This is a genomic window from Pseudovibrio sp. Alg231-02, assembly GCF_900143565.1.
Classification (GTDB): Bacteria; Pseudomonadota; Alphaproteobacteria; order Rhizobiales; family Stappiaceae; genus Pseudovibrio.
In genome coordinates this window covers 276,821-301,274 of the sequence record NZ_FREX01000004.1, presented here as the reverse complement: position 1 = coordinate 301,274, position 24,454 = coordinate 276,821, and the positions used below count along the sequence as shown (strand labels likewise).

Sequence of the window (24,454 nt, the reverse complement as noted above, 5' to 3'; positions counted from 1 at the left end):
GGCACGGACACAATGTCCGATTAATTTAGCCTGGGAGGGAACTATGGCTATCGAAAAAGAGCACATTCAGAAAGATCTGAATGTTGCCGAAACGGGGCTCTTTAAGGGCCTGCACAACGGAATGTCTATCGCAGCCAAGGCTATGGTTGCTGCATTTGTTGTGTTCACGATTTTGAATGTTGATTATGCTGGTGAGCTGTACGGGGCGGTACGCAGCTGGGTCGAAACAGCGCTGAGCTGGTACTACATCTCCTCAGTCATGATCATCTTCTTCATTTGCATTGGCTTGATGGTCAGCCGGTTTGGCTCCATCCGTCTGGGCGATGATGATGCACGTCCGGAATTCAGCAACTTTGCATGGTTTGCAATGCTGTTTTCCGCAAGTGTATCCATTGGCATCATGTTCTTTGGTGTTGCTGAGCCGTTGTTCTACTTCGACAATTCCGCGGGCTGGGGTTATCCAAACAACCCGTTTGCGGATATGGCTGGCCACAATGAGATGAACATGGATCGTGCAGTTGATGCGGTTCGCGTGACCAACTTCCACTGGGGTCTGCATGGCTGGGCGATTTACACCATCACCGGACTTTGCCTTGCGTACTTCTCATTCCGCAAAAAACTGCCACTGACGTTCCGTAGTGCTCTTTACCCGATCCTCGGCGAGCGCATCTACGGTCCAGCTGGTCATGCGGTTGATCTGCTTGCCGTGTTTGGCACCGTGTTCGGCATCGCGACATCCATGGGGCTTGGCGTTAACCAGATGGCACAGGGCTTGAACGTGCTGTTCGGTGTTGATCCGGGCACGCTTACTCAGATCGCTTTGGTTATCGGTATTTCCATTGTGGCGACACTGTCTGCTGTCTCTGGCATTGGTAAGGGTATTCGTATTCTTTCCGAGTGGAACATCGCTCTCACACTGCTGTTAATCCTGTTCTTTGTGGTAGCGGGTCCATCTCAGTGGCTCGCAAGCTTCTTCCTCACATCCGTTGGCGATTACATGTCCAACTTCCTGTCCATGGGCTTCTGGACCGCAAGTGAACCGGGCGATGTGAAATGGCAGGGTGGCTGGACCATGTTCTACTGGGGCTGGTGGCTGTCCTGGGCACCATTCGTGGGCATGTTCATCGCACGCATCAGCCGTGGTCGTACCATTCGTGAATTCATGTTCGGCGCTATGCTGGTACCAACTGTGATGGCTTTCCTCTGGATCACCATTTTCGGCGGAAATGCACTGTTCATTGAAATGAATGCACCGGGCGGTGTTGGTACTGCAGGCCTGATTGACACCGTCAACAGCTGGAACCTTGGTGGCGCGCTCTATGGCACCATTGAGCAGATGACCTCTAATGGCACAATCAGCTGGTTGATTGCAGCACTCACCACCTTCTTGCTGGCGACATGGTTTATCACGTCATCCGACTCCGGCACTTTGGTTATCACGACCATCCTGTCTATGGGCAATGCACACCCACCTAAACAGCACCGTGTGATCTGGGGTGTTGCTCAAGGTGTTGTTGCTGCGGCGCTCTTGTTGGCTGGTGGACTATCCGCTCTGCAAACTGCTGCTATTGCGGCTGCCTTGCCGATCAGTGCTCTTGTGGTTCTCATGTCATGGGGAATTGTGAAATCGCTCATGCAAGATTCAAGTGCGGTGAGAGACCCTCATGAGGAAGTCGCTCCTGACGGAACGGCTCTGGATCGCGAACTGCGGGCGTAATCCGATTTAACGGAAAATGAACGGAATGGGGGCCACATCTGGTCCCCATTCTTTTCCGGCGTGATGACTATGCCGATGTGACAACAATGAAAGACAAAGGGTGTCGCCATGGACCTGAAGCTGAACAACCCAAGCCTGTTGCAATCCGGTGCATATATCGATGGTAGCTTTGTTTCGCGCCAGAAAACCTTTGCAGTCAATAACCCTTCTACAGGTGAACTGATTGCCAATGTTGCCGATTGCTCGCGCTCTGATGTGGTCGATGCCATCACCGCCGCGAAGACTGCGCAAAAAGCATGGGGCAAGCGCACAGGCAAGGACCGTGCACAGGTTCTAAGGCGCTGGTTCGACCTGCTGGTCGAAAATGCAGATGATCTTGCAACCATACTGACCGCAGAAATGGGTAAACCGGTTGCAGAAGCAAAAGGTGAGATCCTTTACGGTGCCAGCTTCATTGAATGGTTTTCGGAAGAAGCAAAGCGTGTTTACGGCGACACTATTCCGGGCCATCAGGAAGACAAACGCATCATGGTGATCAAGCAGCCAGTCGGGGTTGTTGGAGCGATCACACCATGGAACTTTCCAAATGCGATGATCACCCGCAAAGCTGCGCCTGCACTGGCTGCTGGCTGTGCGATGATCGTAAAACCGGCTGCAGAAACACCTCTTTCCGCATTGGCACTAGCTTTGCTGGCGGAGCAGGCAGGCATCCCGAAAGGCGTGCTGAGCATCCTTCCATCAACGGATGCCGTTGCAGTCGGTGAAGAGCTGTGCACCAACGACATTGTTCAGAAGATCAGCTTCACTGGCTCCACAAATGTTGGCCGCATTCTCATGCGCCAAAGTGCTGACCAGATTAAGAAGCTCTCCCTGGAATTGGGTGGGAATGCACCATTTATTGTGTTCAATGATGCAGATCTGGACAAGGCCGTTGAAGGGGCACTGATTTCCAAGTTCCGTAATGCCGGCCAAACCTGCGTTTGCTCCAACCGTATCTATGTACAAGATGGTGTTTACGACGCCTTCGCCAAAAAACTTGCGGATGCTGTTCGTAACCTGAGTGTTGGTGATGGCTTCCAATCCGGTGTGACTATCGGACCGCTCATCACAGAAGCTGCCGTTCAAAAGGTGGAATCCCACATCAAGAATGCACTTGAGAACGGCGCGAGAATTGTGTGCGGTGGTGAACGCAGCGACAAAGGCGGCACCTTCTTTGAGCCAACCGTTCTTGCCAATGTGACCGGTGAGATGGACGTGGCAAGAGAAGAAACGTTCGGTCCGCTTGCTCCACTGTTCCGCTTCAAGGAAGTTGATGAAGCCATTGCAGCAGCGAACGATACCGAATTCGGCCTAGCCTCTTACTTCTACAGCAATGATCTCTCCACGGTCTACAAAGTGGCGGAAGAGCTGGAGTACGGCATGGTAGGCGTCAACACCGGCCTGATCTCCACTGAAGTTGCACCATTTGGAGGCGTCAAACAATCCGGACTTGGCCGCGAAGGCTCCAAGTACGGCATCGAAGATTATGTTGAAATGAAATACATCTGCATCAGCGTTTAAGAGAGAAAACAAGAATGTCTGACCGGTTTGAAAAAGGCCTGAAACAGCGTAAATCTACCCTTGGCGCTGACTATGTAGAGGCCAACCTGGCAAAGGCGGACGACTTCAATCGTCCGTTTCAGGAAGCCATGACCGAATGGTGCTGGGGTTTCGGCTGGGGAGATGACGCTATCGATGCACCAACCCGCAGCCTGATGAATCTGGCGATGATTGGCGCACTTGGCAAAATGCACGAATGGGAACTGCACTGCAAAGGTGCACTGCGCAACGGGGTCACCAAAGAGCAAATCCGCGCCGCCTGCCACATCGTCGCCATCTACGCCGGCGTCCCCGCCGGAGTAGAATGCTTCCGCAGCGCAAGAAAAGTGCTGGAAGAGGCGGGGGAATTGTAGAGCCTCTGTTACTAAGAAGTCTTTTGGGGAGCCCTGCTGATGATATCGGCAGGGCTTTTTTGATTACGGCAAGCACTAGGCTTCAGTATTAGACTTGACCTTCCAGTCACTGGAAGGATTAGAATGACGGACACTAAGTTGGACAGTGCCAGAAGGAATAAGGAAAGTGGTGCTGTTTTATTGGGCTTGGAGGGATTTGGTTGGGATGGTGAGTATCCCGGCGTTAGCAAAGTCCCTTCTGGTCTGAATGGTGTTTTGTAAATCAGGACAGGACCGATGCGTCGTGGATACGCGGTTGTGGCTGGGCTTGCGATTGTAGCAAGTGTTTCGGCTGGGCTAGGGATCTTTATTGGAAGTTCGATAGACCGGACTTCTGCTGGATCAGGCAGTGCTGAAAGTGAAGTTCTATACTGGGTTGCGCCGATGGACCCGAGTTTCCGGCGTGATGCACCTGGAAAGTCTCCTATGGGGATGGATCTTGTTCCTGTTTATGCAGGACAGGATGCTGAGCAATCTGGGAGTTCTGTTGTGTTGTCTCCAAATGTGATTAACAGCATCGGTGTACGCACGGCCACCGCCAGCGTTGAGCCTATCTCAGAGAAAATCGAAAGTGTTGGGTTTGTTGGCTATGACGAGCATCGTTCTAGCCAGGTTCACTTACGTACGGAAGGGTGGATCAAGAAGCTCAACATCCGTGCAATTGGTGATCCCGTTGAGAAGGGAGATTTGCTTTTCACTGTCTATGCGCCAGAGGTGACAGTTGCGAGTGCTGATCTGATCCGGGCCGTCCGCCGGAATGATAAGCAAACTGAGCAAAACATCCGAATCCAGCTTCAAAATTATGGTATTGATGACGCCCAGATTGATGAGATGGCTCGGGCGAATACTCCGGCCAGGGTCTTCAAGGTGTATGCTCCCCAATCCGGCGTGGTGACCACGTTGGAAGCGGCGGATGGCATGTACCTGCAGCCGGATTCCATAGCACTTACCTTGTCTGATATGTCCTCTGTGTGGTTGATGGTGGATGTATTTGAGCAGGACATTGCCCGCCTGAGCAAAAACAGCGATGTGCTTGCGAGCTTTGAGCATCTGCCCGGGCAAGTGCTTGAGGGTCGTATCGATTATATCTACCCGGAATTGGATGCGGTGACGCGCACTCTGCCGGTCCGTCTGCATTTTGACAACTCAGAGGGTGTTTTACGTCCGAACATGTTTGGCCGCGTAACCATCATCCCATCTGAAACGCGACGTGCATTGACAATTCCAGCCAGCGCGCTGATCCGCACAGGTTCATCTGATCGGGTTATCCTGCAAACTGAGGAGGGCACGTTTCAGCCACGCATGGTGACGCCGGGCCTGACAGGGCGTTTTGGAGGAGGAAGCAGGACCGAGATCTTACAGGGGCTTGAAGCAGGGGAAGAAGTTGTAACCTCCGCTCAGTTTCTGATTGATAGTGAGAGTTCTCTTTCGGCGGGCATGGCCCGCATGTCTTCTGCGCAAGACGGCCCCATCTGGGTTAATGGCACAGTGATCAACTTTGATGCAGAGACAAACTCCGTCACCATTCGACATGATGCCATTGAGGAGTTGCAGTGGCCAGCGATGGAAACAACGTTTGCGGTCCGTGCAAACCTGAAGAGCCACGCATTCCAATATGATAGGCCTATTGAGTTTGCTATCTCAAAGGGGTCTGACAAGCGCTTCAGCCTTGTCGATCTGCGAGATATCAAAGATCAAGCTTCAAAAACAGCACCTGCTGACACGGTGGGGGCCGATGAAAAATGATTGGCTCTATCATACGTGCATCCATCAAGAACCGCGTGATCGTGCTCATGGCCGCTGTGATGTTGACACTTGGTGGCATCTGGGCGCTGAAAGAAACACCGGTTGATGCAATTCCGGATCTGTCTGATGTGCAGGTCATTATCAAAACCCCTTATGACGGACAGGCCCCTCAGGTCATTGAGGATCAAGTAACCTATCCGATCGCCACAGCCATGCTGTCAGTGCCAGACGTGATCGACGTGCGCGGGTTCTCGTTTTATGGCGATTCCTATGTCTATGTGGTTTTTAAGGACGGTACGGATCTTTATTGGGCCAGAAGCCGGGTGCTGGAATACCTTGCTCAGGTTAGAGCCCAGCTACCTGAAGGCGTTACGCCTGAACTGGGTCCGGATGCGACAGGAGTTGGCTGGATTTTTCAGTACGCCCTGATTGACCGAAGCGGTCAACACGATCTGGCACAGCTGCGCTCTTTACAGGACTGGTGGTTGAAGTATGAGCTTCAAACTGTCAGCGGCGTGTCGGAAGTGGCAACCATCGGCGGTATGGTCAAGCAGTATCAGGTGGTCGTTGACCCCAACAAACTACGAGCCTATGGCGTGACATTGCCTGCTCTCATGAGCACGATCCAGAACGCGAACCGCGAGACCAGCGGCAGTGTGATTGAGATGGCAGAAGCGGAGTACATGGTCCGAGCGACCGGGTACATCCAATCTATTGAGGACCTGGAGCAAATCCCGATCAAGGTGAATGAGCGCGGTGCAGCTCTCACCCTGAGCGATGTGGCAGACATCCGCCTTGGTCCGCAAATGCGCCGTGGTGTGGCTGACCTGAACGGCGAAGGCGACTCCGTTGGGGCCGTCGTCATCATGCGCTGGGGCGAAAACCCGCTGAGAACACTAGAAGGTGTGCATGCCAAGCTGGAGGAGCTGAAACCGAACCTGCCTGAAGGCGTGGAGATTGTGACCACCTATGACCGGGCTGGGGTGATTGAGCGAGCAATTGATAACCTGACCACCAAACTCTCTGAGGAGTTTCTGGTTGTGGTTCTGGTGTGCGCAGTGTTTCTCCTACACCTCAGGTCTTCATTGGTCATTTTGATTTCGCTTCCTCTTGGCATTTTGACGGCACTGCTGGTGATGCGTCTGCAAGGGGTGAATGCGAACATCATGTCCCTTGGCGGGATCGCAATCGCTATTGGAGCGATGGTTGATGCGGCCATTGTGATGATTGAGGCCATGCATCGACGGCTTGAGAAGGAACCAAACCCCGATAAGAACCGCTGGAAGATTGTCGCCGAATGCTGTTCCGAGGTTGGACCAGCTCTGTTCTATTCACTGGCGATTATCACCATCAGTTTTATTCCGGTGTTCGTGCTGGAAGCGCAGGAAGGTCGTCTGTTCAAACCGCTTGCGTTCACCAAAACCTATGCCATGGCGGCTGCGTCTATTCTCAGCATCACGCTTGTGCCAGTATTGATGGGATATTTTGTGCGAGGACGCATTCATCCTGAGGCCAAGAACCCGGTCAATCGGTTGTGCATCGCCTTGTACCGGCCCGCGCTTGCAGGCGTTATTGCCTGGCCTAAAACAACGATCATCTTTGCGCTGGTTCTGGTTGCATCCATTCTTGTGCCGCTGAACCGGATTGGGTCTGAGTTCATGCCGGAGTTGAAGGAAGGTGACTTCCTTTACATGCCGTCGCTGTATACCGGTGTCTCTATTGGTAAGGCGCGTGAGGTGCTTCAGCAGACGGACCGTATGATCATGCAGGTGCCTGAAGTAAAGACCGTTCACGGCAAACTTGGACGCGCTGAAACAGCAACAGATCCAGCTCCACTGACCATGTTTGAGACCACCATTCAGCTCAAACCGCAAGATCAGTGGCGTGAAGGGATGACGCTTGAAAAGATCCGTCAGGAGCTGGACAAGTCAGTTCAGGTTCCGGGCCTTACAAACGTCTGGATCCAACCGATCAAGAACCGCATAGATATGCTTGCAACGGGTATGAAAACACCTGTCGGTGTCAAAGTGTCTGGACCTGACTTACAAGTCATTCAAGACATTGCAGTGAAGATTGAGGGCCTTGTGAAAGGCGTTGAGGGGACGTTGTCCTCCTACGCAGAGCGCCCAAGAGGTGCGCGCTTTATTGAGATCGACATCGATCGCAATGCAGCCGCTCGCTATATGCTGAATATCAAGGATGTTCAGGATGTGGTGCAAACCGCGATTGGTGGAATGGATATTGCTGAAAGCGTTGAGGGTTTGGAGCGATACCCCATCAATCTGCGCTATCCTCAGGATTGGAGAAGCAGCCCGGATCAACTTGAGAAACTCCCTGTTGTGACGCCATCGGGTGCGCATATTCCGCTTGGAGCTGTCTCTGATATCAACATTGTTGACGGCCCCGGTATGATCCGCTCAGAGAATGCGCGACCAACAGGTTTTGTTTTCATTGATATCGAGGGACGAGACCTTGGCGGTTATGTCAGCGAAGCACAAGAACTGGTCGCTTCCGAAGTTAAAATCCCTGCTGGCTACTCGATCACATGGTCAGGACAGTATGAGTATATCGAGCGTGTTCAGGAACGCTTGCAACTGGTTGCACCGGTAACATTGTTGATCATTACCCTGATGCTTTTCCTCGCATTCAACCGCGTGGGTGAAGTGGCAATTATTCTAACATCCCTGCCAGTCGCGCTGACAGGCGGTGTCTGGTTTGTCTACACCTTAGGGTTTGACTTATCGGTTGCCGTACTGGTCGGCTTCATTGCTCTGGCAGGTGTGGCTGTCGAAACAGCCATCGTGATGCTGTTGTACCTGAACCTTTCCTGGGACAAGCGCGTGGCGTTTGCCCGGAAAGAACACAAGGTCCTCACCGCAAAAGATATCCTTGATGCTGTTGTCGAGGGTGCCCTGTTACGATTGCGGCCAAAAGTGATGACCGTGGCAACCATCTTTGCCGGGTTGATACCGATCATGCTGGGCAGTGCAACAGGCTCAGAGATCATGAAACGGATTGCAGCCCCAATGGTTGGCGGCATGATCACCGCAACACTGCTGACTCTCTTCGTTATTCCGGCAATTTATGTGCTTTGGAAGAGAGCCCGACTATCTTCCTTGAATAAAATCACCGCAGAAGAAGCCAATGAAAATCTGGAGAAAACAAAGACTAAGTGATGTTTGGCTGTCATTCACCTGATGGCCAAAGTCTTTTCATATTCCTGATGATTTTAGTCTTGACCTTCCAGTCGCTGGAACCCTTAGGGTGCCTTCAACAGACAATGAAATGGTGAAATTATGTCCCACAGTTCAACACTGAAAATGCAAGTCGAAGGCATGAATTGTGCGTCTTGCGTTGGTCGCGTCGAGAAGGCACTCAAGAGTATTTCCGGTGTGGCGAACGCCTCTGTCAATCTTGCAACAGAAAGCGTGCAGGTCAATTATGATGAGACCCTCACGCCGCAAGATGTGGCCGACGCGCTTCAGAAAGCTGGCTATCCAGCGCTCACAGAAAACATCACTTTTGGTGTTGGGAACCTGAGCTGCGCGTCTTGTGTGGGACGAGCTGAAAAGGCTTTGCGAGCCGGAAATGGAGTTCTGGAAGCCAATGTTAATCTGGCAACAGAAAGTGCGACAGTGCATTACGCAGTGGGGGCGACAACACCCTCTGCGATTGCTGAACTGGTCACCTCAGCAGGGTATCCTGCTACATTGGACAAGACCGAGCCTGCTGAAGCGGCTCACCGCAAAACAGATGAAATCCGTCTGCTCAAGAGCAAGGTATTTCTCGCTGCCGTGCTGGCACTTCCAGTTTTTCTGATCGAAATGGGAAGTCACTTCATACCCGGCGTCCATATGCTGGTTGAGAACTCACTTGGTTTGCAGAACAGTTATTACTTGCAGTTCGTCCTGACGACTGTTGTGCTCTTTGGACCGGGCCGACATTTCTACACCAAGGGCTTCCCGTCGCTCTTAAAAGGCGCACCGGATATGAATTCTCTGGTCGCACTTGGGACCTCCGCCGCTTATGTATTCTCTCTCGTTTCAACTTTTGCGCCGCAGTTGCTCCCTGCGGGAACCGTAAACGTCTATTACGAGGCCGCTGCTGTAATTGTCGTCCTCATCTTGCTGGGCCGCTTTCTGGAGGCACGCGCCAAAGGCAGGACTGGTGAGGCTATCCAGAAGCTCGTTGGCATGCAGGCTAAAACCGCGCGTGTTGAGCGCGATGGCGTGGTGACAGAGGTCCCGATTGAAGAGATCATTGTCGGTGATGTCATTCAGGTGCGCCCAGGTGAAAAGATCGCCGTGGATGGTGCCGTTGTCTCAGGTTCCTCCTTCGTGGATGAGAGCATGATTACAGGTGAGCCAATCCCGGTTGAAAAGGCCTCTGGTGATGATGTTGTCGGCGCGACAATCAACGGCACTGGTGCCTTAAGCGTGCGTGCAAGCAAAGTTGGCAATGATACCGTTCTCTCACAAATCATTCAGATGGTGGAACAGGCTCAGGGTGCCAAGCTGCCAATTCAGGGATTGGTCGACAAAATCACATCGTGGTTTGTGCCAGCTGTGATTACCATTGCGATCCTCACCGTTGCGGTGTGGTTCCTGTTTGGTCCCGATCCCGCGCTTAGTCTTGCTTTGGTCGCCGGTGTTGCTGTGCTTATCATCGCTTGTCCATGTGCCATGGGGCTTGCAACGCCAACATCCATTATGGTTGGTACAGGTCGCGCAGCCGAACTTGGCGTCCTGTTCCGCAAAGGCGATGCGTTGCAGATGCTTCAGGAAACCAAGGTGGTTGCCTTGGACAAGACTGGCACGCTCACAGCCGGACATCCGGAACTAACAGACATTATCCTGCATGAAGGTTTTGAGGAGGAAGATGTTCTGCGATTGGTCGCAGCTGTTGAGCAAAGCTCCGAACACCCCATTGCAAAGGCGATCGTGCAGGCCGTCGAAGAGCGTGGCATAGCGCTTCCCAAACCAGAGAGCTTTAACTCTCTGACTGGATTTGGTGTCAGTGCGGTTGTGCAAGGGCACGATGTTCTGGTTGGTGCAGATCGCTTGATGGACCGTGAAGGAATTGCACTGGAACAGCTTTCTGTTGATGCAACCGTACTTGCAACTAGAGGAAAAACCCCACTTTACGTCGCTATTGATGGAAAAATTGCAGCGGTAATTGCTGTTGCTGACCCAATCAAGAAAACGACTCCAGATGCGATCAAGTCCCTTCATGGGCTTGGCTTGAAAGTTGTGATGATCACAGGTGATAACCAGAAGACGGCCAATGCCATTGCAGCCGAACTTGGTATCGACAGTGTGGTTGCCGAAGTTCTGCCTGACGGCAAAGTCCGTGCGCTGGAAGACTTGCGTAAGAACGCTTCTGGTAAACTGGCTTTCGTGGGCGACGGCATCAATGATGCGCCTGCTCTGGCAGCAGCAGATGTTGGTATTGCCATTGGCACCGGCACTGATGTGGCAATTGAAGCTGCGGATGTCGTTCTGATGGCAGGAGACCTGAACGGTGTGGTCAATGCGTTCCACATCAGCCAGCAAACCATGCGTAACATCCGCCAGAACCTGTTCTGGGCATTCAGTTACAATACACTGCTGATCCCGGTTGCTGCTGGCGTGTTATATCCATTCGGTGGCCCGCTTCTGTCTCCTGTTCTGGCAGCTGGTGCTATGGCACTTTCAAGCGTGTTTGTCTTAACCAACGCATTGCGGTTACGCTGGATCAAAGCAACAACTGCGTATTAAGAGGGATGGAACGACGATGAATATTGGTGAAGTAGCAGAACGCTCCGGCATCCCGACCAAGACCATCCGTTATTATGAGGATATTGGGTTCCTTCATCCCAAACGGAATGAAAACGGCTACCGGATCTTTGAGGAAACGGAGCTGCACAAGCTGACATTCATCGGCCGCGCCCGTTCCCTCGGGTTCAACATCGAAGAGTGCCGGGCCTTGCTGGCACTCTATGAAGACAAAGAGCGCGGCAGTTCTGACGTTAAAAAGATTGCGCAACAACACGTCAAAGAGATCGAAGCCAAAATTGCCGACCTCATCGCCATGCGCGACACACTCACCCACCTCATAACCGCCTGCGCCGGCGACCACCGCCCCGACTGCCCAATCCTTGATAATTTGAGTAACGGGAAGAGGGAGCAGGGGTGATCAGGAAATCGTGACCATAGGCCTGGACATTTTGATCCAGTTTTTATGGACAGCTCAACCTTTCTTATGACAACCTCTAGGCAGATCAATTAGTTAAAGGGTGGCATTGTGCTTCTGAATACTCCTGTTTGTGACTTTGGTTGGAAAGCACCGGATTTTGCGCTTAAGGACCCTGATGGAAATAGTTTCACCATGTCGGAGTGTATTGGTGAAAAGGGGCTCCTGATTGCGTTTATTTGCAACCATTGTCCTTATGTGCAGGCGATTGGAGATCGTTTGGCGGCAGATACCAGCTTGCTCATCTCTGAAGGCTTTGGGGTTTTAGCAGTGATGTCCAATGACTATCACTCGGTTCCCGCAGATGCTCCGCGCAAGATGAAATACTTTTCGCAACTGTATGGCTTTGAATTTCCTTATCTGGTTGATGAAAACCAAACAGTAGGAAAGAAATATGGTGCAGTTTGCACGCCAGACTTCTTTGGTCTCAACAGTAAAGGTGAGCTACAATACCGTGGCCGCTTAGATGATGCAGGATTTAACGACCCGACCGGACGCAAAACAGAGCTTTTGGACGCTATGCAGTTAATTGCTGAAACAGGTCGAGGACCTGAAGAACAGATCCCAAGCATGGGATGTTCGATCAAGTGGTCAAATTAGTTCCATAAGGTTGGTTCTGCGAAATTGGGTGTTTGGTTGCATTGAACTGCCTGGAACATCTGCGTTTTAAGATGTGTGGCTATTATTGAAGTGTTCGTTAGTGTGGGTTGCATGTATCGATTGATACAGCAGAGGTTGTCTCTCTGATTTATGCAAGTGGTGTGTCCATTTTTTGAAAGACAGGCCATTGCCCAGCCCTAGTATTGTATCTCAGCCGATTTCTCCGATCCTTCATACACCTGTTGAGGCTGAAGCAGCCGCGCAAAATGAGTCGGTTAAGCTCTATACATCTGATAAAGGCTCCTCCCTTGGTGTTGAAACGCAAGAGCAGTTTCTGAGTTTCAAGGGAAACCGGGAGCAGCAACTTGAGCAGCTTCGAAAGGAGCTGCCGCAAGAGACGCTGAAATCGCCCTTACTGAATGGCACTGCTGCATTAAAAGCAGTCCCAGAAACTCTCCCTAAATCATATGACTGGGTTGGGGAGCCTGTAGTGGGAGATGCGCCAGATCTATCGACATTAAAGCCAAATATTACTGAGAAGTTTGCAGAGGGTGAGAGCCATATCTCAACTTATACGACAGCAGATGGTCACAATCTTGTCGGCAAAATTGAAAGAACTGTCGCCGCCGGGCACCTGAAGGCTGAACTGAGTGCTTATAAGACAATCTATGAAAATGCAGGTGAGCACCCAAACCTAGGGAAAGTTTATGGGATGGCCTCGGTACCCTACGGTAGTTTGGTCAAAGAAGCCTTGGTGATGGATGAAGTTGTTGGTGATCGTGGCAGTGTCACCATGCGCAAATTGAATCTAGCGTGGAAGGCGGGGGATATCTCCAGCGCGCAATATTGGGGCAGTGTTCAATATATCGGGCAGAAACTGTTGGATGTTACCGGTCATATCAGTAAGGCTGGTTTAGTTCACAATGACATCAAACCAGACAATTATGTAGTGAGCGCAGAAACTGGTGAGCCTGTAATAATTGACCTTGGTTTACACTCCAAAGCTGGAGAGACCGCTAAAGGGTTTACCGAGGACTATAAAGCCCCTGAGGTACACCCGAGACATCCTCAAACTTCTGAAAAGAGCGATGTGTTCTCAGTTGGTGCGACCCTTCTTTCTGGCGTTGAACAAGGGCTTCGTGATCAAAACCACATGCCAAATGCTGGATTATGGCATTCAACGAAAATTAGCAGGGATGATGAAGGAAACGCAGTTAAGATCCCGGGGCTCGCGGCGGTTGAAACAGATTATTCCCGCTTTATGGACGGACTGCAAAACTCTGTTAATCAGCGACCTGATGCCGCTGAAGCAGGTTCTCTTTCTTTCATCCAGGATAGTCTGATTGAGGAAAGTGAAGCCCGGTCTGTACTGAAAGATGTGGTTTCAAATCCAAAATATGATGACCGAGGTGCGCGCTCTGAGCGGCAAGTGACCGAAAAAGACATTCGAAACTCTTTTGGTGATGTGCGTAACGTCTTGGTGCAGCGTGCAAAAAATGAATCGCAAGGTGATGCTGCATTTGCGATTATCGAGCTGGGTAAGCAATGTAAAACGGTCATTAGAGCTGAAAAACAGGGCAACGCTGACAGTTCTGTCCTTGGGAGGCTACGTGAACTGGTTTCTAAGACTTATCACACACTCTCTCAGTTCTCTGCTCATCACAATACAAGTGCGCGAAAGTCTGAAGCCTATGAGGTTTCAAGGATTCTATCGCATGAAGTTTCTGAGTTTAAGCAGTTTGATCCTCAGTTGATGACTGAGCCCAAGCTAAAGAATTTGCATGAGTTGGAGCTGCTGGAGACCCGCCTTTCCGCCGTTTTAGACTTAACTATTCCTGCTGGCAAGCAGTCTACAATGCCGCCAGACGATGTGTTGGTGAGCCTTTATTATTTGACTGGTAAACAGATTGAAGTGCGAGATGCTATTTCTCAACTGAAAGAAAGCCAGGGAAAAATAGAAGCTTATCAGCAAGCTCATAGCGAGCAGGATATCTCTTGGTTACCTGTGGCAGAAGATGCCTTGCAAACTTTTGAGGCGACGCACCCGCGAGTTGTAAGCAGCTGGGGTCATGAAGCTGAATTGCATGCCAAAGTTAATTCAGAAAATGCCCAGAAGGCTTGGGAGAAAGTTGAACATCTGCAGCCTGAGCTGGAACGTTTGTCTGAGGACTTGAAATCTGTGCTCTCTTTGCTTGGCCCGGGTCCCTACCCGACAGATCGCTTGGGCGCTTTGAGAGAAGACTATACTCAGAAATTGGGCACTGTCGATACGTTGCTTCGTTTAGAACGAGAGTGGGTGATCTAGCATAATACTGCAGATAAAGATTGTGTAGCAGTGGGTCACTGCCAAAAGCGCATAGGCTTAAACAACAAAAGAGCCTGCGGTGGTCGCAGGCTCTTTCTTCAGCTTGGTTATTGTTTTTGTTAGCTGACTGCGATGCCGGGGAAGATGATCAGCAGGGCGACTGCTACGATCTGGATCATGATGAATGGCAGTAATGCTCTGAAAATCTCGCCCAGACTTATATCGGGTGGCGCCACACTCTTCAGGTAGAAGGCCGCGGGTCCGAATGGCGGTGACAGGAAGCTGACCTGCATGTTCATGGCAAAGACCACGCCGAACCAGATTGGATCGTAACCAAGCTGTGAGACGATTGGCACGAAGATCGGCATGGTAAGCAGTGCGATGCCAACCCAATCCAGGAACATGCCAAGCACGAACAGGATGAGCATCATGAACAGGATCACGACGGTTGGATCATCGGAGATACCTGTGATCAGCGCCTGAACAAAGCGGATACCACCCATCAAGTTGAACACGCCGACCAGTGCAGAGGCCCCTACTCCAATCCAGACGATCATGCCGACGGTTGAAAGTGTTTGCTTGGCCGCTCCCATGATGAGCTTCACTGAAAATTCACGGCGGATGATGGTTGAGATGGTTACACCGAGCACACCAATAGCAGAAGCTTCAGTCACACTCGCGATGCCGCCATAAATGGAGCCGAGAACGAACACCACAACGAGGATCGGAAGAAACAAGCCTTTCAGGAGGCGCATTTTTTCAGCGATTGGGATCTCGCCGGCTTCCGGAATTGGCGCGACTTCAGGGTTGGAATAGGCGCGGATCAGAATATAGGCGGCGTACATGCCTGCAAGCATCAGGCCTGGGAAGAACGCTGCCGTGAACAGATCGCCGATAGAGACACTCGCTGTCAGACCATAGATGATCAGCACGATGGATGGCGGGATCATTGTACCCAGTGCACCACCTGCACAGCAAACGCCAATGGCAAGTTTGCGGTCGTAGCCAAGACGCAGCATCTGCGGCAGGGCGATGACGCCGAGTAGAACAACTTCACCACCGATGATGCCGGACATGGCCGCCAGAACAACAGCCACGAGAAGCGTCTGGATGGCGATACCACCGCGCAGACGCCCGCCAACGAGGCGCATGGCATCAAACAGATCCTTGGCTATGCCCGATCGATCCAGGATCGCAGCCATGAGCACGAACATGGGAACGGAGACGAAAACGAAGGAGTTCACGAAGCTGAAGATGCGGCTGACGATCAGCGGCACGGCGCCCGGGCCGAACCAGCCGAGTGCGAAAATGAGAGCAACAAGCAGTGTGACGAAAGCAAGAGGCATGCCCGTCAGCAGCAGCAGAAGCAATGAGCCGAACATCAGAACCGTAGCCAGCTCGATGCCCAGAGCTTTGAAATCCGGGATCAGGACGAGTAAATCGGTCATTTTTTCTTAGCGTAGTTGACGGCCAGAATTGCAAATTGCAGGCACATGAGAATAAGGATACCAAGCAGGAACAGCTTTAGCAGACCTGGTGTTGGCGGGTTCCATGCAGAGCCGGAGGTCTCCAGACGGAAATCACCGGCGGGTGTCCAGATTGCGCGTTTTACAACGAGCCAGCCTGCCCAGGAAAACAAGGCGCTGGCGAGCGCACAGGCAATGGAGATAGCAACGTTAAAGACACGCCGAAGCTCGGGAGAGAGTGCATCGTAAATCAGAACCACACGGATGTGTTTGTTCGTCGATGCGCAGTAAAGACCACCAAAAAGGAATGTTGTCGCCGTCAGGAAGATGACGGTTTCGTGGGCCCAAATGGTTGGTGAATTAAACAGATACCGCATTGCGACTTCAAAAATCAGAATTGCCGCAGACGATACGATTGCAAGTGAAAAGAGTGCGCTGAGTTTTGCTATTATGCGCCCGAACAGCCCCGCTTCAGGTATGGCTCTTTGGCCAGCGTCTTTTTCTTCGTGATCTGACATTCACCCTGCCTCCCCGCTAGGTACCGAACCGTCGGGGAACTTGACGGTCCGGTATGTTTCACGCGATTTAAATCAGCTTACTGAGCAAGCAGACCTTGCTCTTTCAGGTAAGCGGACAGTACCGCGTAAACGCGTTTTGCGTTATCAGACTTCTCAGCAACTTTCTCCCACTGAGAACGTGCAATTGCACGGAACTTAGCGCGTTCTTCTGCAGACCAGTTGTGAACGGTGATGTTTGGATCTGCAATAGCTTCTGCTACTGCAACAGCATCACGCATGGACAGCTGAGCAGTCATGTCACGTGCGAAGTCACGAACAGACATTTCCATGATAGCCTGAATGTCGGCTGGCATGCTGTCCCATGTTTCTTTGTTCATGGAAACTTCAACCAATGGCATGGAGTGGAAGCCCGGGTACACCGGATGACCTGCTACAGCATGCATACCCTGCTGGTGGTTGGTTGAGAACACTGTGTAGTCTGCTGCGTCGATCACGCCTTTATCCAGCGCGGTGAACACTTCAGAACCTGGCAGGTTCACAGGTGCTGCGCCTGCAGCAGCGAATACGTTCTGTACCAGCCCTTCTGGTGCGCGCATTTTCAGACCCTTCAGGTCATCAACGCCGTCCAGAGGAACCTTGGAGATGAATGCTTCAAGACCAGGAGTGGTCGCACCGATGAACTGAAGACCATATGGGTTCAGCAGTTCGTTCATCAGCTGCTTGCCGCCGCCGTACTCCATGAAGTTGAGCATTTCGGATGGAGAACCGTATGCACCAACCGGGTTTGCGATCAGACCGAAAGCTGCATCTTTACCGGTGAAGTAAGAGGTGTCGGTGATGTGACCGTCAATGATGCCTGCTGCAACAGCGTCCTGAGTTTCTGTGTGCTGAACGATTGTGCCAACTGGCAGCATTTCAACATTAACGCGGTCGTTGGTAAGAACGCCAACACGTGCTGCCCAAGCCTGCTGAAGCTCAAAGTTTGGGTTACCAGCTGGGTCAGAAGACTGGAAACGCAGAGAATAATCTGCTGCAAGTGCCGTTGTGGCAGTGGATGCTGCAATGACTGCTGCAGCTGCAAATTTCAAAAACTTCATACTCACAGTACCTCCCTGAAGAGTATTCGATATTGGCGGCCTTAGGCCACAGTTTCCGGCATGATCTGACGCAAAATTTGATTGATGATGTCAGTTTTAGCGCCACTCACGTCGACGTTGATGTGCAGCTCGTCCAAAGACGGAGGCTGCAAAATTTCTAACTGGCTGTCCAGCAGCTCAAGTGGCATGAAATGATCCTGCCGATTGAGCATTCTTTCGCGAATGATATCTTTTGATCCTGAAAGGAAGATAAAACAGGCATGAGGCAAATAAGTGCGGATGATGTCACGGTAAGACCGCTTAAGGGCGGAACACGCAACAACAACTGCAGGTGTTGCTTCTTGTTTGTTTAAGTCAACGATCGCTTGCGAAAGATCATTCAGCCAAGGTCGGCGCATGTCATCCGTTAACGGATGTCCCCGACCCATTGCTTCAATATTGCCTTCAGGATGAAAATCATCGGCCTCGACATAGGTCGCCGGTAAACACGTAGCCAAAGCGCGTGCCACTGAAGTTTTGCCGACGCCACAAACACCCATGACGACAAATACTGATTTTTTATAGTCTTCCACGGCCCTAATTTTCCTCCTAAGAGAATTTGATCATAAATGATTGCGCAATCATTTTGCAAGAGGTATCTGAAATATCTACAAAGGCGCTCAGGAATAGGGAGAATTTTTTGATGCCAAAACCAACGCTTGTAGATGTTGGACGAGAAGCTGGCGTTAGCGCAATCACAGTTTCCCGCGCACTTCGCTCACCGGAAAAGGTGTCTGAGGCATTGCGTGCGAAAGTTGAAATTGCTGTGAAAAAACTTGGCTATGTGCCAAACCAGTCTGCTTCTACTCTTGCGTCAAATAAGTCCAGCTCCATCGTGGTTATGGTCCCTTCCATCTCCAACAACGTGTTCACTGATGTGCTTGGCGGAATCAGCGATGCGTTGCACGGATCGCGCTTCAATATGCAGATCGGTTACACCAATTACGACTCGCAGGAAGAAGAACGCATCCTGCGGTCATTCCTGAACCCTACTCCCTCCGGCGTGATCATTTCTGGTCTTGAGCAAACTGACGAAACCAGGCAAATGCTTGAGAATGCAGGCGTTCCTGTTGTGCAGATTATGGACATCAGCCCGAAGCCCATCGATATGATTGTTGGTTTCTCACATGATCAGGCCGCAGAAACGGCGACGCAACATCTGATCGATTCGGGTTACAAAAACATCGGCTTCATTGGTGCGCAAATGGACCCGCGTTCTCTGAAACGTCTGGCTGGCTTCAAAAAAGCAATCAAAGACAATGGCGAGTTACGTGAGCAGTGCATTGCGGTGACGAACGAGCCTTCCAACGTGCGGTTGGGTGCAACCCTGCTAGATAAGCTCACCTCGCAGTTTCCCGAGTGCGATGCAGTTTTTTGCAACAACGATGACTTGTCTGTGGGTGTGCTGTTTGAATGTCAGCGACGTGGCATCAAGGTTCCTGAAGAGCTTGGCATTTGCGGTTTTAATGATCTGGGCATCTCATCAGAGACCGTCCCAAGCATCACCTCAGTTACCACTCCGCTGCGAGAGATCGGTCGTCTTGCTGGCGTGATGGTGATTGGCGAGGAAGGTGCGCCTTCGACTCCGATTGTTGATTTGAGCTACACAATCTCCGCACGCGAGAGCACGAAAAGAACGTAAGCCAGAGTGGTTACTCTGGCTTTTAAATCAGTGGTAGTGTTTGCAGCGGGATGTTTTACCAAGACCCGGATTGAAGCTGTTTGTCGGGTCTATGGACTTATAGAACTCGACCAGATCCGGTTTCGCTTTATAGATGTGTCCGACATTGTGTTCCGCCGGATATTCCGCGCCGCGTGTATCTAAAATCTCAAGCATCTCTTGCTTGAGGGCAGCTACATCCACGCCCTTTTTGACAATGTAATCCTGATGCAGCACATGGCACATGAAGTGGCCGTAATAGAGCCGGTGGATCAGCTTGTCTTCGATATGTGCGGGCAATTGCTCAAACCAGCTTCGATCATCCCGGCGCAATGCGATGTCCAGCGCGAGGATGTCTTCCGCAGCATCTTCGTGCACTGCTTTGTAACGGATTGCAGCACCTGCCGCAGCAAAGCGGTGAAGTGCAGCCATCTTGCCCTCCTTCGCATCACAGGCGAAAAAGTCACCTGAGCGTGAAGCAAAGAAGTCCTTCAGGAAAGTTCCCGCTTCATCGATGCCTTCATCGCTCATCTTTAGGATGAGATGATGCTCATAATCTCTGCGATACTGAGACATGCGTTTTGGCAGAACATCCGGCCAGACCTTCGCAAGCACTTGCATAAAGCGATCTGTCAGGTTTTTTGGCAGGAAGCTGATTTTGTTTAGATAAGCATCAACGGCACCCTTTAGGGCAAAGAATGTCGGTAGGCGATCTGTGCCAAGGTGGTTGATCATCACCACGGTGTCTTTACCGTACTTCTCTGAGATGTCATAGGCCTCGCGGTGCATGTATTCTGCTGAAACCGGAAGGCTCTCAAAGTGTGACAGGATATGGCGGCGCAGTTCAGTCAGTTCTGCCGGATCATTGGTGCCGATGTAGAAAGTCTTTTCAGCACCTGCTTTGGGGAACGTATCCAGACGAACAGCAAACACGCCAAGTTTACCTGCGCAGCCGCTGGCCTCATAAAGACGGCGTTTATCCGCATTAAAACGCGCTGGTGTGGCAGCATCCACATCGCGAACACGGCTGTGGTATTCGCTGTCTGATGCTTTCTGGTTGGTGCCCTTCACATCCGCTGGAACGTAATTGCCACTTTCCAGATTGCTTAGGATTTCCTCAGCTGAGTTGCCAAGTTCAATACCGAGATGGTTGACGAGAACCAGTTCGCCATCCGCGTTGAGTTGAGCGAATAAAGAAAGCTCGGTGTAGGACGGCCCGCGCTCAATGAGCGATCCGCCAGAGTTGTTGCAGACACCGCCAATGATAGAAGCGCCAATGCAGGACGAGCCGATGACCGAGTGTGGCTGGCGACCCAGTGGAGCCAGCATTTTCTCCAGGTCAAACAAAGTAGAGCCTGGAAAGCTGATGATTTGCTTGCCGTCATCCAGGGCCTGGATCTGTGTCATTCGGTTGGTGTTGATGAGCACCACATCGCGCTCATACGTCCCCTTGGGCGTAGAGCCTTCCGTCAGTCCTGTGTTCGCGGCTTGCATGATGACGATCTTGTCTGCGGCAACACAGGCTTCCAGTATCTTCCATTGCTCCAACAGTGTGCCGGGACGTACGACTGCAATCGCCTCTCCTTCTCCAGAGCGGAACCCTTTACGGAACCGCTCTGTCTTTTTTGGGTCGCTGAGAACGTAGCGAGTGCCCACGATACTCTCAAACTGCTTGATCAGGTCTGCGTTGTTCATCTCGGCATCCTAATAGGCGACGGATGGCAGCCATGTGGCCAATGGAGGCAGGAAGTACACCAGCATTAGGCCCAGCAACTGCAGCAGCACGAACGGAATGATACCGCGGTAGATGTCTGTCAACTTGATCTCTGGCGGACACACACCTTTCAGATAGAACAAGGCGAAACCAACGGGCGGTGTCAGGAACGAGGTTTGCAGGGTCACTGCCACAAGGATCACGAACCAGATCAGCGCAGGCTCATCAATCACACCGTAGCCACCAATGTCGAGACCAAGGCCATTGATGATCGGACGCATCAGAGGCAAAACAATCAGGGTAATCTCAATCCAGTCCAGTACGAAGCCAAGCAGGAACACGATGAATAGGATGAACAGGACTGTTCCGTTTGCACCAAAGCCGGTGGAAGCCACCATTTCTTCGATCAGCGCATCACCGCCCATCTCACGCAGGACGTAGGAGAAGATGGTTGCGCCGAGGAAGATGGCAAAGATGTAAGCGGTGGTGTTGAAGGTGGACTTCAGCACGTTGACCAGCTTGCGGAATGTAAGCTTGCGATAGCCGAGTGCCAGTAGAGTTGCGCCGAGTGCACCGATGCCGGAAGCTTCCGTTGGCGTGGTCAGACCTGCGAAGATAGAGCCTAGTACGGCGAGGATCAGTAACAGGGTTGGCAGTGCCGCGATCAAAACATCCTTGATCGCGTGCCAGTCTGGTGCCTTCGCGCCTTCCGGCACTGGTGCTGCATCGCGTTTAACCAGAGCAACGACGAAGATATATACCAGATACAACATCCCAATGATGATGCCCGGGAAGACGGCTGCCATGAACAGGTCACCAACAGACAGAGCCATCTGGTCTGCCATGATCACCAGCATGATGGAAGGTGGAATGAGGATGCCCAATGTACCAGAGGCAGACACCACGCCAGCCGCAAGGGACTTGGAGTATTTCTGCTGCATCATGGATGGCAGAGACAGCACACCGAGCAGCACAACAGAGGCACCAATGATGCCGGTGGAAGCTGCAAGGATGATACCGATGAGCGTTACTGTGATGGCAAGACCACCGCGCACTGTGCCGAACAGCTTCTGCATTGAGGTCATCAACCGCTCAGCCACACCACTTTCGTCCAGCATCAAGCCCATGAAGATGAACATAGGCAGAGCGACAAGAACAGCGTTGGACATGGTCGCGTAAACACGGTTCACGGTAGCGCCCAGTGTCAGATAGTCGAGACCGGTGAAAGTGCTCTCAAGGCCAGTCCAGGCCATATGGTCGTTGTCGAACAGATAAGCCAAACCGCAATAGGCGATGCCGACACCTGCCAGAACCCAGGCAACTGGGTAACCGGAGAAGAGCAGCGCAATAAAGCTCAGGAACATCGCGATGACGAGTTTCTCTTCGGTGGTCTCAACGAGGAAAGACAAGCCATACGCAACAATAGCAAAGCCAAGGAATGCGAGGAGGATCAGGCGGATGCCCTTCCCTTTCCGCTCGCTCTCACTGTCGACCCAGATTGCGTGAACGTCGTGGATGAGGCGGGCGAGTGCTGCAACTCCCAGCAGAACAAAGCTTAGCGGGATCACCGCTTTGAGTGCCCAACGTGCAGGCAGGCCAGTTGGGCTGGAGGAGCGTTCGCTCACGCGGAAACTGTCGTAGAAATAGTCGTAGCCCTGATCCACCATGAGGTAGATGAAAGGAACCAAAAGCGCAGAAATGCCGATGATTTCGATGAAACGTTGTGTCCGAGGGCTCAGCTGCATGTGCAGCAGATCCACCCTTACGTGGCTATCTGTGACCAGCGCGTAGGAAATGCCCACCATGGTCACCAGACCGTAGATGTGCCACTGAAGTTCATCAAGCTTAGGGAAGTTGTAGTTAAACAGATAACGCATTGTTACCTGAGTGACGATTGCAAGGATCAGCAGCAGGTTGGCCCACATTACAATGTGGCCAACGCCTTTTACAAAGTGATCCAGTGCAACGGCTATGGGTTGTTTGTCAGTGTCTTCGTGCTCGAGAATTTCTTCAAAGAGCTCAATTGGATCTGAAGTGTCCTGAGGATTTTTTATCATAGCATTCACTCTTGCAGGTCAACGCCGCAACTATCTGGTCTGGAAGGCTGAGGCCAATAGTAGAAATGGGAGCGGCAAGGAAAAGCCGCTCCCAAGTTTTTATTACTTACGCGGCAGGAACGCGTTTTCTTTCCAGATTTTGTAGTTATCGCGGAACTGGTTGAGGTCAGTCAGAACCTTTGCGAAGAATGCATCGTTTGCGGCTTCTTCCTGAGCAACGTCGTTCCATGTTGAACGGAACACGTCGAGCATTTCAGGAGACCACTGCTTGATCTGAACGCCGTTGTTGTTGACGTTGTCGAGCAGAGCTTCGTGCTGGATTGCTTCACCTTCAGCAAAACTGTCGGTGACAGATGCCTTACATGCGTTCTCGATGATCGCTTTGTGAGTGTCGCTTGCTTTGTTCCAAACGTCTTTGTTGATCAGCAGTTCGAAGACGGTCGCCTGCTGATGCCAACCTGGGAAGTAATTATACTTTACCAGTTTGTGGAAGCCGAGGCGTGCATCAATGGCAGGCATGGAGAATTCGGTCGCATCAATCGCACCCTTCTCAAGCGCCGGGAAGATTTCACCGCCTGGCAGCAGAGAAGTTGCAACGCCGAGCTTCTGCATGACTTTACCGCCAAGGCCGAAGAAACGCATTTTCAGGCCCTTCAGGTCTTCAGGAGAATTGATCTCCTTAGCGAACCAGCCGGATGTCTCTGGAGCGATGATCGCACATGGCATAACTTTTACGTTGTAGCCAGCCTGATCGTACATTTCCTGGTACAGGGACAGGCCGTTGCCGTAGTAAAGCCAAGCCGCATATTCACCAGCTTCCGGGCCAAAAGGAACAGCAGAGAACAGTGGAGCTGCAGGAATTTTACCAGCCCAATAGCCAGCTGTTGTGTAGCCGGAATTGATTTTGCCTGAAGAAACAGCGTCGAGAATTTCAAATGGTGGAACCAGCTTGCCCGGCTCATACACCTTCATTTTGATGGTGCCGCCAGACATCAGCTTCAGCTGGTCAGCGACACGAGGAATTGGGCTTCCCAAACCTGGCAGAGAGGTAGAGAAGGCAATTGGTGTCTTCAGCAGCAGCTTGTCGGCTGCGTTTGCGATAGGAGCTGCAAGCACAGATGCAGCTACAGAGGCGGCGAGAGCAAGGCTTAAGACAGATTTTTTCATGTTTCCTCCAAATGGCATTCGGCTGCTAAACGCGCTTTTGCGCTGTCCTCCCAAGCAGCTGACTAATGGTAAATAATATTGACCTCTGAAATAAATCAAGAAATATATTTTGCAGTTTTAGCCGTTTTTCGGGCTTGACACGCGGG

General features: G+C 51.6%; 18 protein-coding genes. 11 read left to right on the top strand and 7 right to left on the bottom strand.

All coding sequences use genetic code 11. The annotated features are described in order from the left end of the window. The first annotated feature begins 43 nt into the window (after nt 1-43). From DHN43_RS13720 to DHN43_RS13680, 10 genes are all read left to right on the top strand, one after another. A complete protein-coding gene (locus DHN43_RS13720) occupies nt 44-1,717 on the top strand; it encodes a BCCT family transporter (RefSeq protein WP_063287751.1) in 1,674 nt (557 codons plus the stop codon). A 108-nt stretch (nt 1,718-1,825) separates the two neighbouring features. Next, complete coding sequence (locus DHN43_RS13715) at nt 1,826-3,277, top strand: NAD-dependent succinate-semialdehyde dehydrogenase (RefSeq protein WP_108818956.1); 1,452 nt, start codon at nt 1,826-1,828, stop codon at nt 3,275-3,277. A 14-nt stretch (nt 3,278-3,291) separates the two neighbouring features. Further along, on the top strand, nt 3,292-3,669 hold the full coding sequence (locus DHN43_RS13710) for a carboxymuconolactone decarboxylase family protein (protein WP_108818955.1): 378 nt from the start codon (nt 3,292-3,294) through the stop codon (nt 3,667-3,669). A gap of 123 nt (nt 3,670-3,792) precedes the next feature. Continuing rightward, complete coding sequence (locus DHN43_RS27045; protein WP_159096855.1) at nt 3,793-3,930, top strand: hypothetical protein; 138 nt, start codon at nt 3,793-3,795, stop codon at nt 3,928-3,930. Between the two features lie 15 nt (nt 3,931-3,945). Then, the gene (locus DHN43_RS13705) at nt 3,946-5,454 is read left to right on the top strand and encodes an efflux RND transporter periplasmic adaptor subunit (protein ID WP_108818954.1); all 1,509 of its coding nucleotides are present in this window, start codon (nt 3,946-3,948) and stop codon (nt 5,452-5,454) included. Beyond that, nucleotides 5,451-8,630, top strand: a complete 3,180-nt coding sequence (locus DHN43_RS13700) for an efflux RND transporter permease subunit (RefSeq protein WP_108818953.1) — start codon at nt 5,451-5,453, stop codon at nt 8,628-8,630. Before DHN43_RS13705 ends, DHN43_RS13700 begins: the two co-directional genes overlap by 4 nt. Before the next feature lie 120 nt (nt 8,631-8,750). Continuing rightward, nucleotides 8,751-11,210 (top strand): heavy metal translocating P-type ATPase, encoded by a 2,460-nt coding sequence (locus DHN43_RS13695; RefSeq protein WP_208995408.1) that lies wholly within the window; start codon nt 8,751-8,753, stop codon nt 11,208-11,210. A 16-nt stretch (nt 11,211-11,226) separates the two neighbouring features. Continuing rightward, nucleotides 11,227-11,628 (top strand): Cu(I)-responsive transcriptional regulator, encoded by a 402-nt coding sequence (gene cueR / locus DHN43_RS13690; RefSeq protein WP_108818952.1) that lies wholly within the window; start codon nt 11,227-11,229, stop codon nt 11,626-11,628. Between the two features lie 108 nt (nt 11,629-11,736). After that, nucleotides 11,737-12,285, top strand: a complete 549-nt coding sequence (locus DHN43_RS13685; protein WP_108818951.1) for a thioredoxin family protein — start codon at nt 11,737-11,739, stop codon at nt 12,283-12,285. A gap of 172 nt (nt 12,286-12,457) precedes the next feature. After that, a complete protein-coding gene (locus DHN43_RS13680; RefSeq protein ID WP_159096853.1) occupies nt 12,458-14,590 on the top strand; it encodes a protein kinase domain-containing protein in 2,133 nt (710 codons plus the stop codon). Between the two features lie 119 nt (nt 14,591-14,709). Here DHN43_RS13680 and DHN43_RS13675 read toward each other — a convergent pair whose 3' ends face one another. From DHN43_RS13675 to DHN43_RS13660, 4 genes are all read right to left on the bottom strand, one after another. After that, the gene (locus DHN43_RS13675) at nt 14,710-16,038 is read right to left on the bottom strand and encodes a TRAP transporter large permease (protein ID WP_057462465.1); all 1,329 of its coding nucleotides are present in this window, start codon (nt 16,036-16,038) and stop codon (nt 14,710-14,712) included. Continuing rightward, complete coding sequence (locus DHN43_RS13670; RefSeq protein WP_063287755.1) at nt 16,035-16,574, bottom strand: TRAP transporter small permease subunit; 540 nt, start codon at nt 16,572-16,574, stop codon at nt 16,035-16,037. The genes DHN43_RS13675 and DHN43_RS13670 overlap by 4 nt, the downstream gene beginning before the upstream one ends. A gap of 77 nt (nt 16,575-16,651) precedes the next feature. After that, a complete protein-coding gene (locus DHN43_RS13665) occupies nt 16,652-17,671 on the bottom strand; it encodes a TRAP transporter substrate-binding protein (RefSeq protein ID WP_063287756.1) in 1,020 nt (339 codons plus the stop codon). Nucleotides 17,672-17,712: 41 nt separating this feature from the next. Continuing rightward, on the bottom strand, nt 17,713-18,243 hold the full coding sequence (locus tag DHN43_RS13660) for a gluconokinase (protein WP_057462462.1): 531 nt from the start codon (nt 18,241-18,243) through the stop codon (nt 17,713-17,715). A gap of 110 nt (nt 18,244-18,353) precedes the next feature. On the opposite strand from DHN43_RS13660, the gene DHN43_RS13655 reads away from it, so the two are divergent. Further along, entirely contained in the window at nt 18,354-19,352 is a 999-nt protein-coding gene (locus DHN43_RS13655; protein ID WP_108818949.1) for a LacI family DNA-binding transcriptional regulator, read from the top strand. A gap of 27 nt (nt 19,353-19,379) precedes the next feature. Here the strand turns inward: DHN43_RS13655 and dld are convergent, their stop codons facing one another. The 3 genes from dld to DHN43_RS13640 all read right to left on the bottom strand — a co-directional run bounded on the left by dld (nt 19,380) and on the right by DHN43_RS13640 (nt 24,308). Next, nucleotides 19,380-21,065 (bottom strand): D-lactate dehydrogenase, encoded by a 1,686-nt coding sequence (gene dld, locus DHN43_RS13650; protein WP_108818948.1) that lies wholly within the window; start codon nt 21,063-21,065, stop codon nt 19,380-19,382. A gap of 9 nt (nt 21,066-21,074) precedes the next feature. Continuing rightward, on the bottom strand, nt 21,075-23,141 hold the full coding sequence (locus tag DHN43_RS13645) for a TRAP transporter large permease subunit (protein WP_063306685.1): 2,067 nt from the start codon (nt 23,139-23,141) through the stop codon (nt 21,075-21,077). A 102-nt stretch (nt 23,142-23,243) separates the two neighbouring features. Then, a complete protein-coding gene (locus DHN43_RS13640; protein WP_057462476.1) occupies nt 23,244-24,308 on the bottom strand; it encodes a TRAP transporter substrate-binding protein in 1,065 nt (354 codons plus the stop codon). Nucleotides 24,309-24,454: the final 146 nt, after the last annotated feature.

Excerpts from the sequence above, each read along its gene's own strand:
- DHN43_RS13640 (WP_057462476.1), bottom strand. The coding sequence starts at position 24,308 with ATGAAAAAATCTGTCTTAAGCCTTGCTCTCGCCGCCTCTGTAGCTGCA.
- DHN43_RS13705 (WP_108818954.1), top strand. The coding sequence starts at position 3,946 with ATGCGTCGTGGATACGCGGTTGTGGCTGGGCTTGCGATTGTAGCAAGT.
- dld (WP_108818948.1), bottom strand. The coding sequence starts at position 21,065 with ATGAACAACGCAGACCTGATCAAGCAGTTTGAGAGTATCGTGGGCACT.
- DHN43_RS13675 (WP_057462465.1), bottom strand. The coding sequence starts at position 16,038 with ATGACCGATTTACTCGTCCTGATCCCGGATTTCAAAGCTCTGGGCATC.
- DHN43_RS13645 (WP_063306685.1), bottom strand. The coding sequence starts at position 23,141 with ATGATAAAAAATCCTCAGGACACTTCAGATCCAATTGAGCTCTTTGAA.
- DHN43_RS13715 (WP_108818956.1), top strand. The coding sequence starts at position 1,826 with ATGGACCTGAAGCTGAACAACCCAAGCCTGTTGCAATCCGGTGCATAT.
- DHN43_RS13700 (WP_108818953.1), top strand. The coding sequence starts at position 5,451 with ATGATTGGCTCTATCATACGTGCATCCATCAAGAACCGCGTGATCGTG.
- DHN43_RS13695 (WP_208995408.1), top strand. The coding sequence starts at position 8,751 with ATGTCCCACAGTTCAACACTGAAAATGCAAGTCGAAGGCATGAATTGT.
- cueR (WP_108818952.1), top strand. The coding sequence starts at position 11,227 with ATGAATATTGGTGAAGTAGCAGAACGCTCCGGCATCCCGACCAAGACC.
- DHN43_RS13655 (WP_108818949.1), top strand. The coding sequence starts at position 18,354 with ATGCCAAAACCAACGCTTGTAGATGTTGGACGAGAAGCTGGCGTTAGC.
- DHN43_RS13720 (WP_063287751.1), top strand. The coding sequence starts at position 44 with ATGGCTATCGAAAAAGAGCACATTCAGAAAGATCTGAATGTTGCCGAA.
- DHN43_RS13665 (WP_063287756.1), bottom strand. The coding sequence starts at position 17,671 with ATGAAGTTTTTGAAATTTGCAGCTGCAGCAGTCATTGCAGCATCCACT.
- DHN43_RS27045 (WP_159096855.1), top strand. The coding sequence starts at position 3,793 with ATGACGGACACTAAGTTGGACAGTGCCAGAAGGAATAAGGAAAGTGGT.
- DHN43_RS13670 (WP_063287755.1), bottom strand. The coding sequence starts at position 16,574 with ATGTCAGATCACGAAGAAAAAGACGCTGGCCAAAGAGCCATACCTGAA.
- DHN43_RS13710 (WP_108818955.1), top strand. The coding sequence starts at position 3,292 with ATGTCTGACCGGTTTGAAAAAGGCCTGAAACAGCGTAAATCTACCCTT.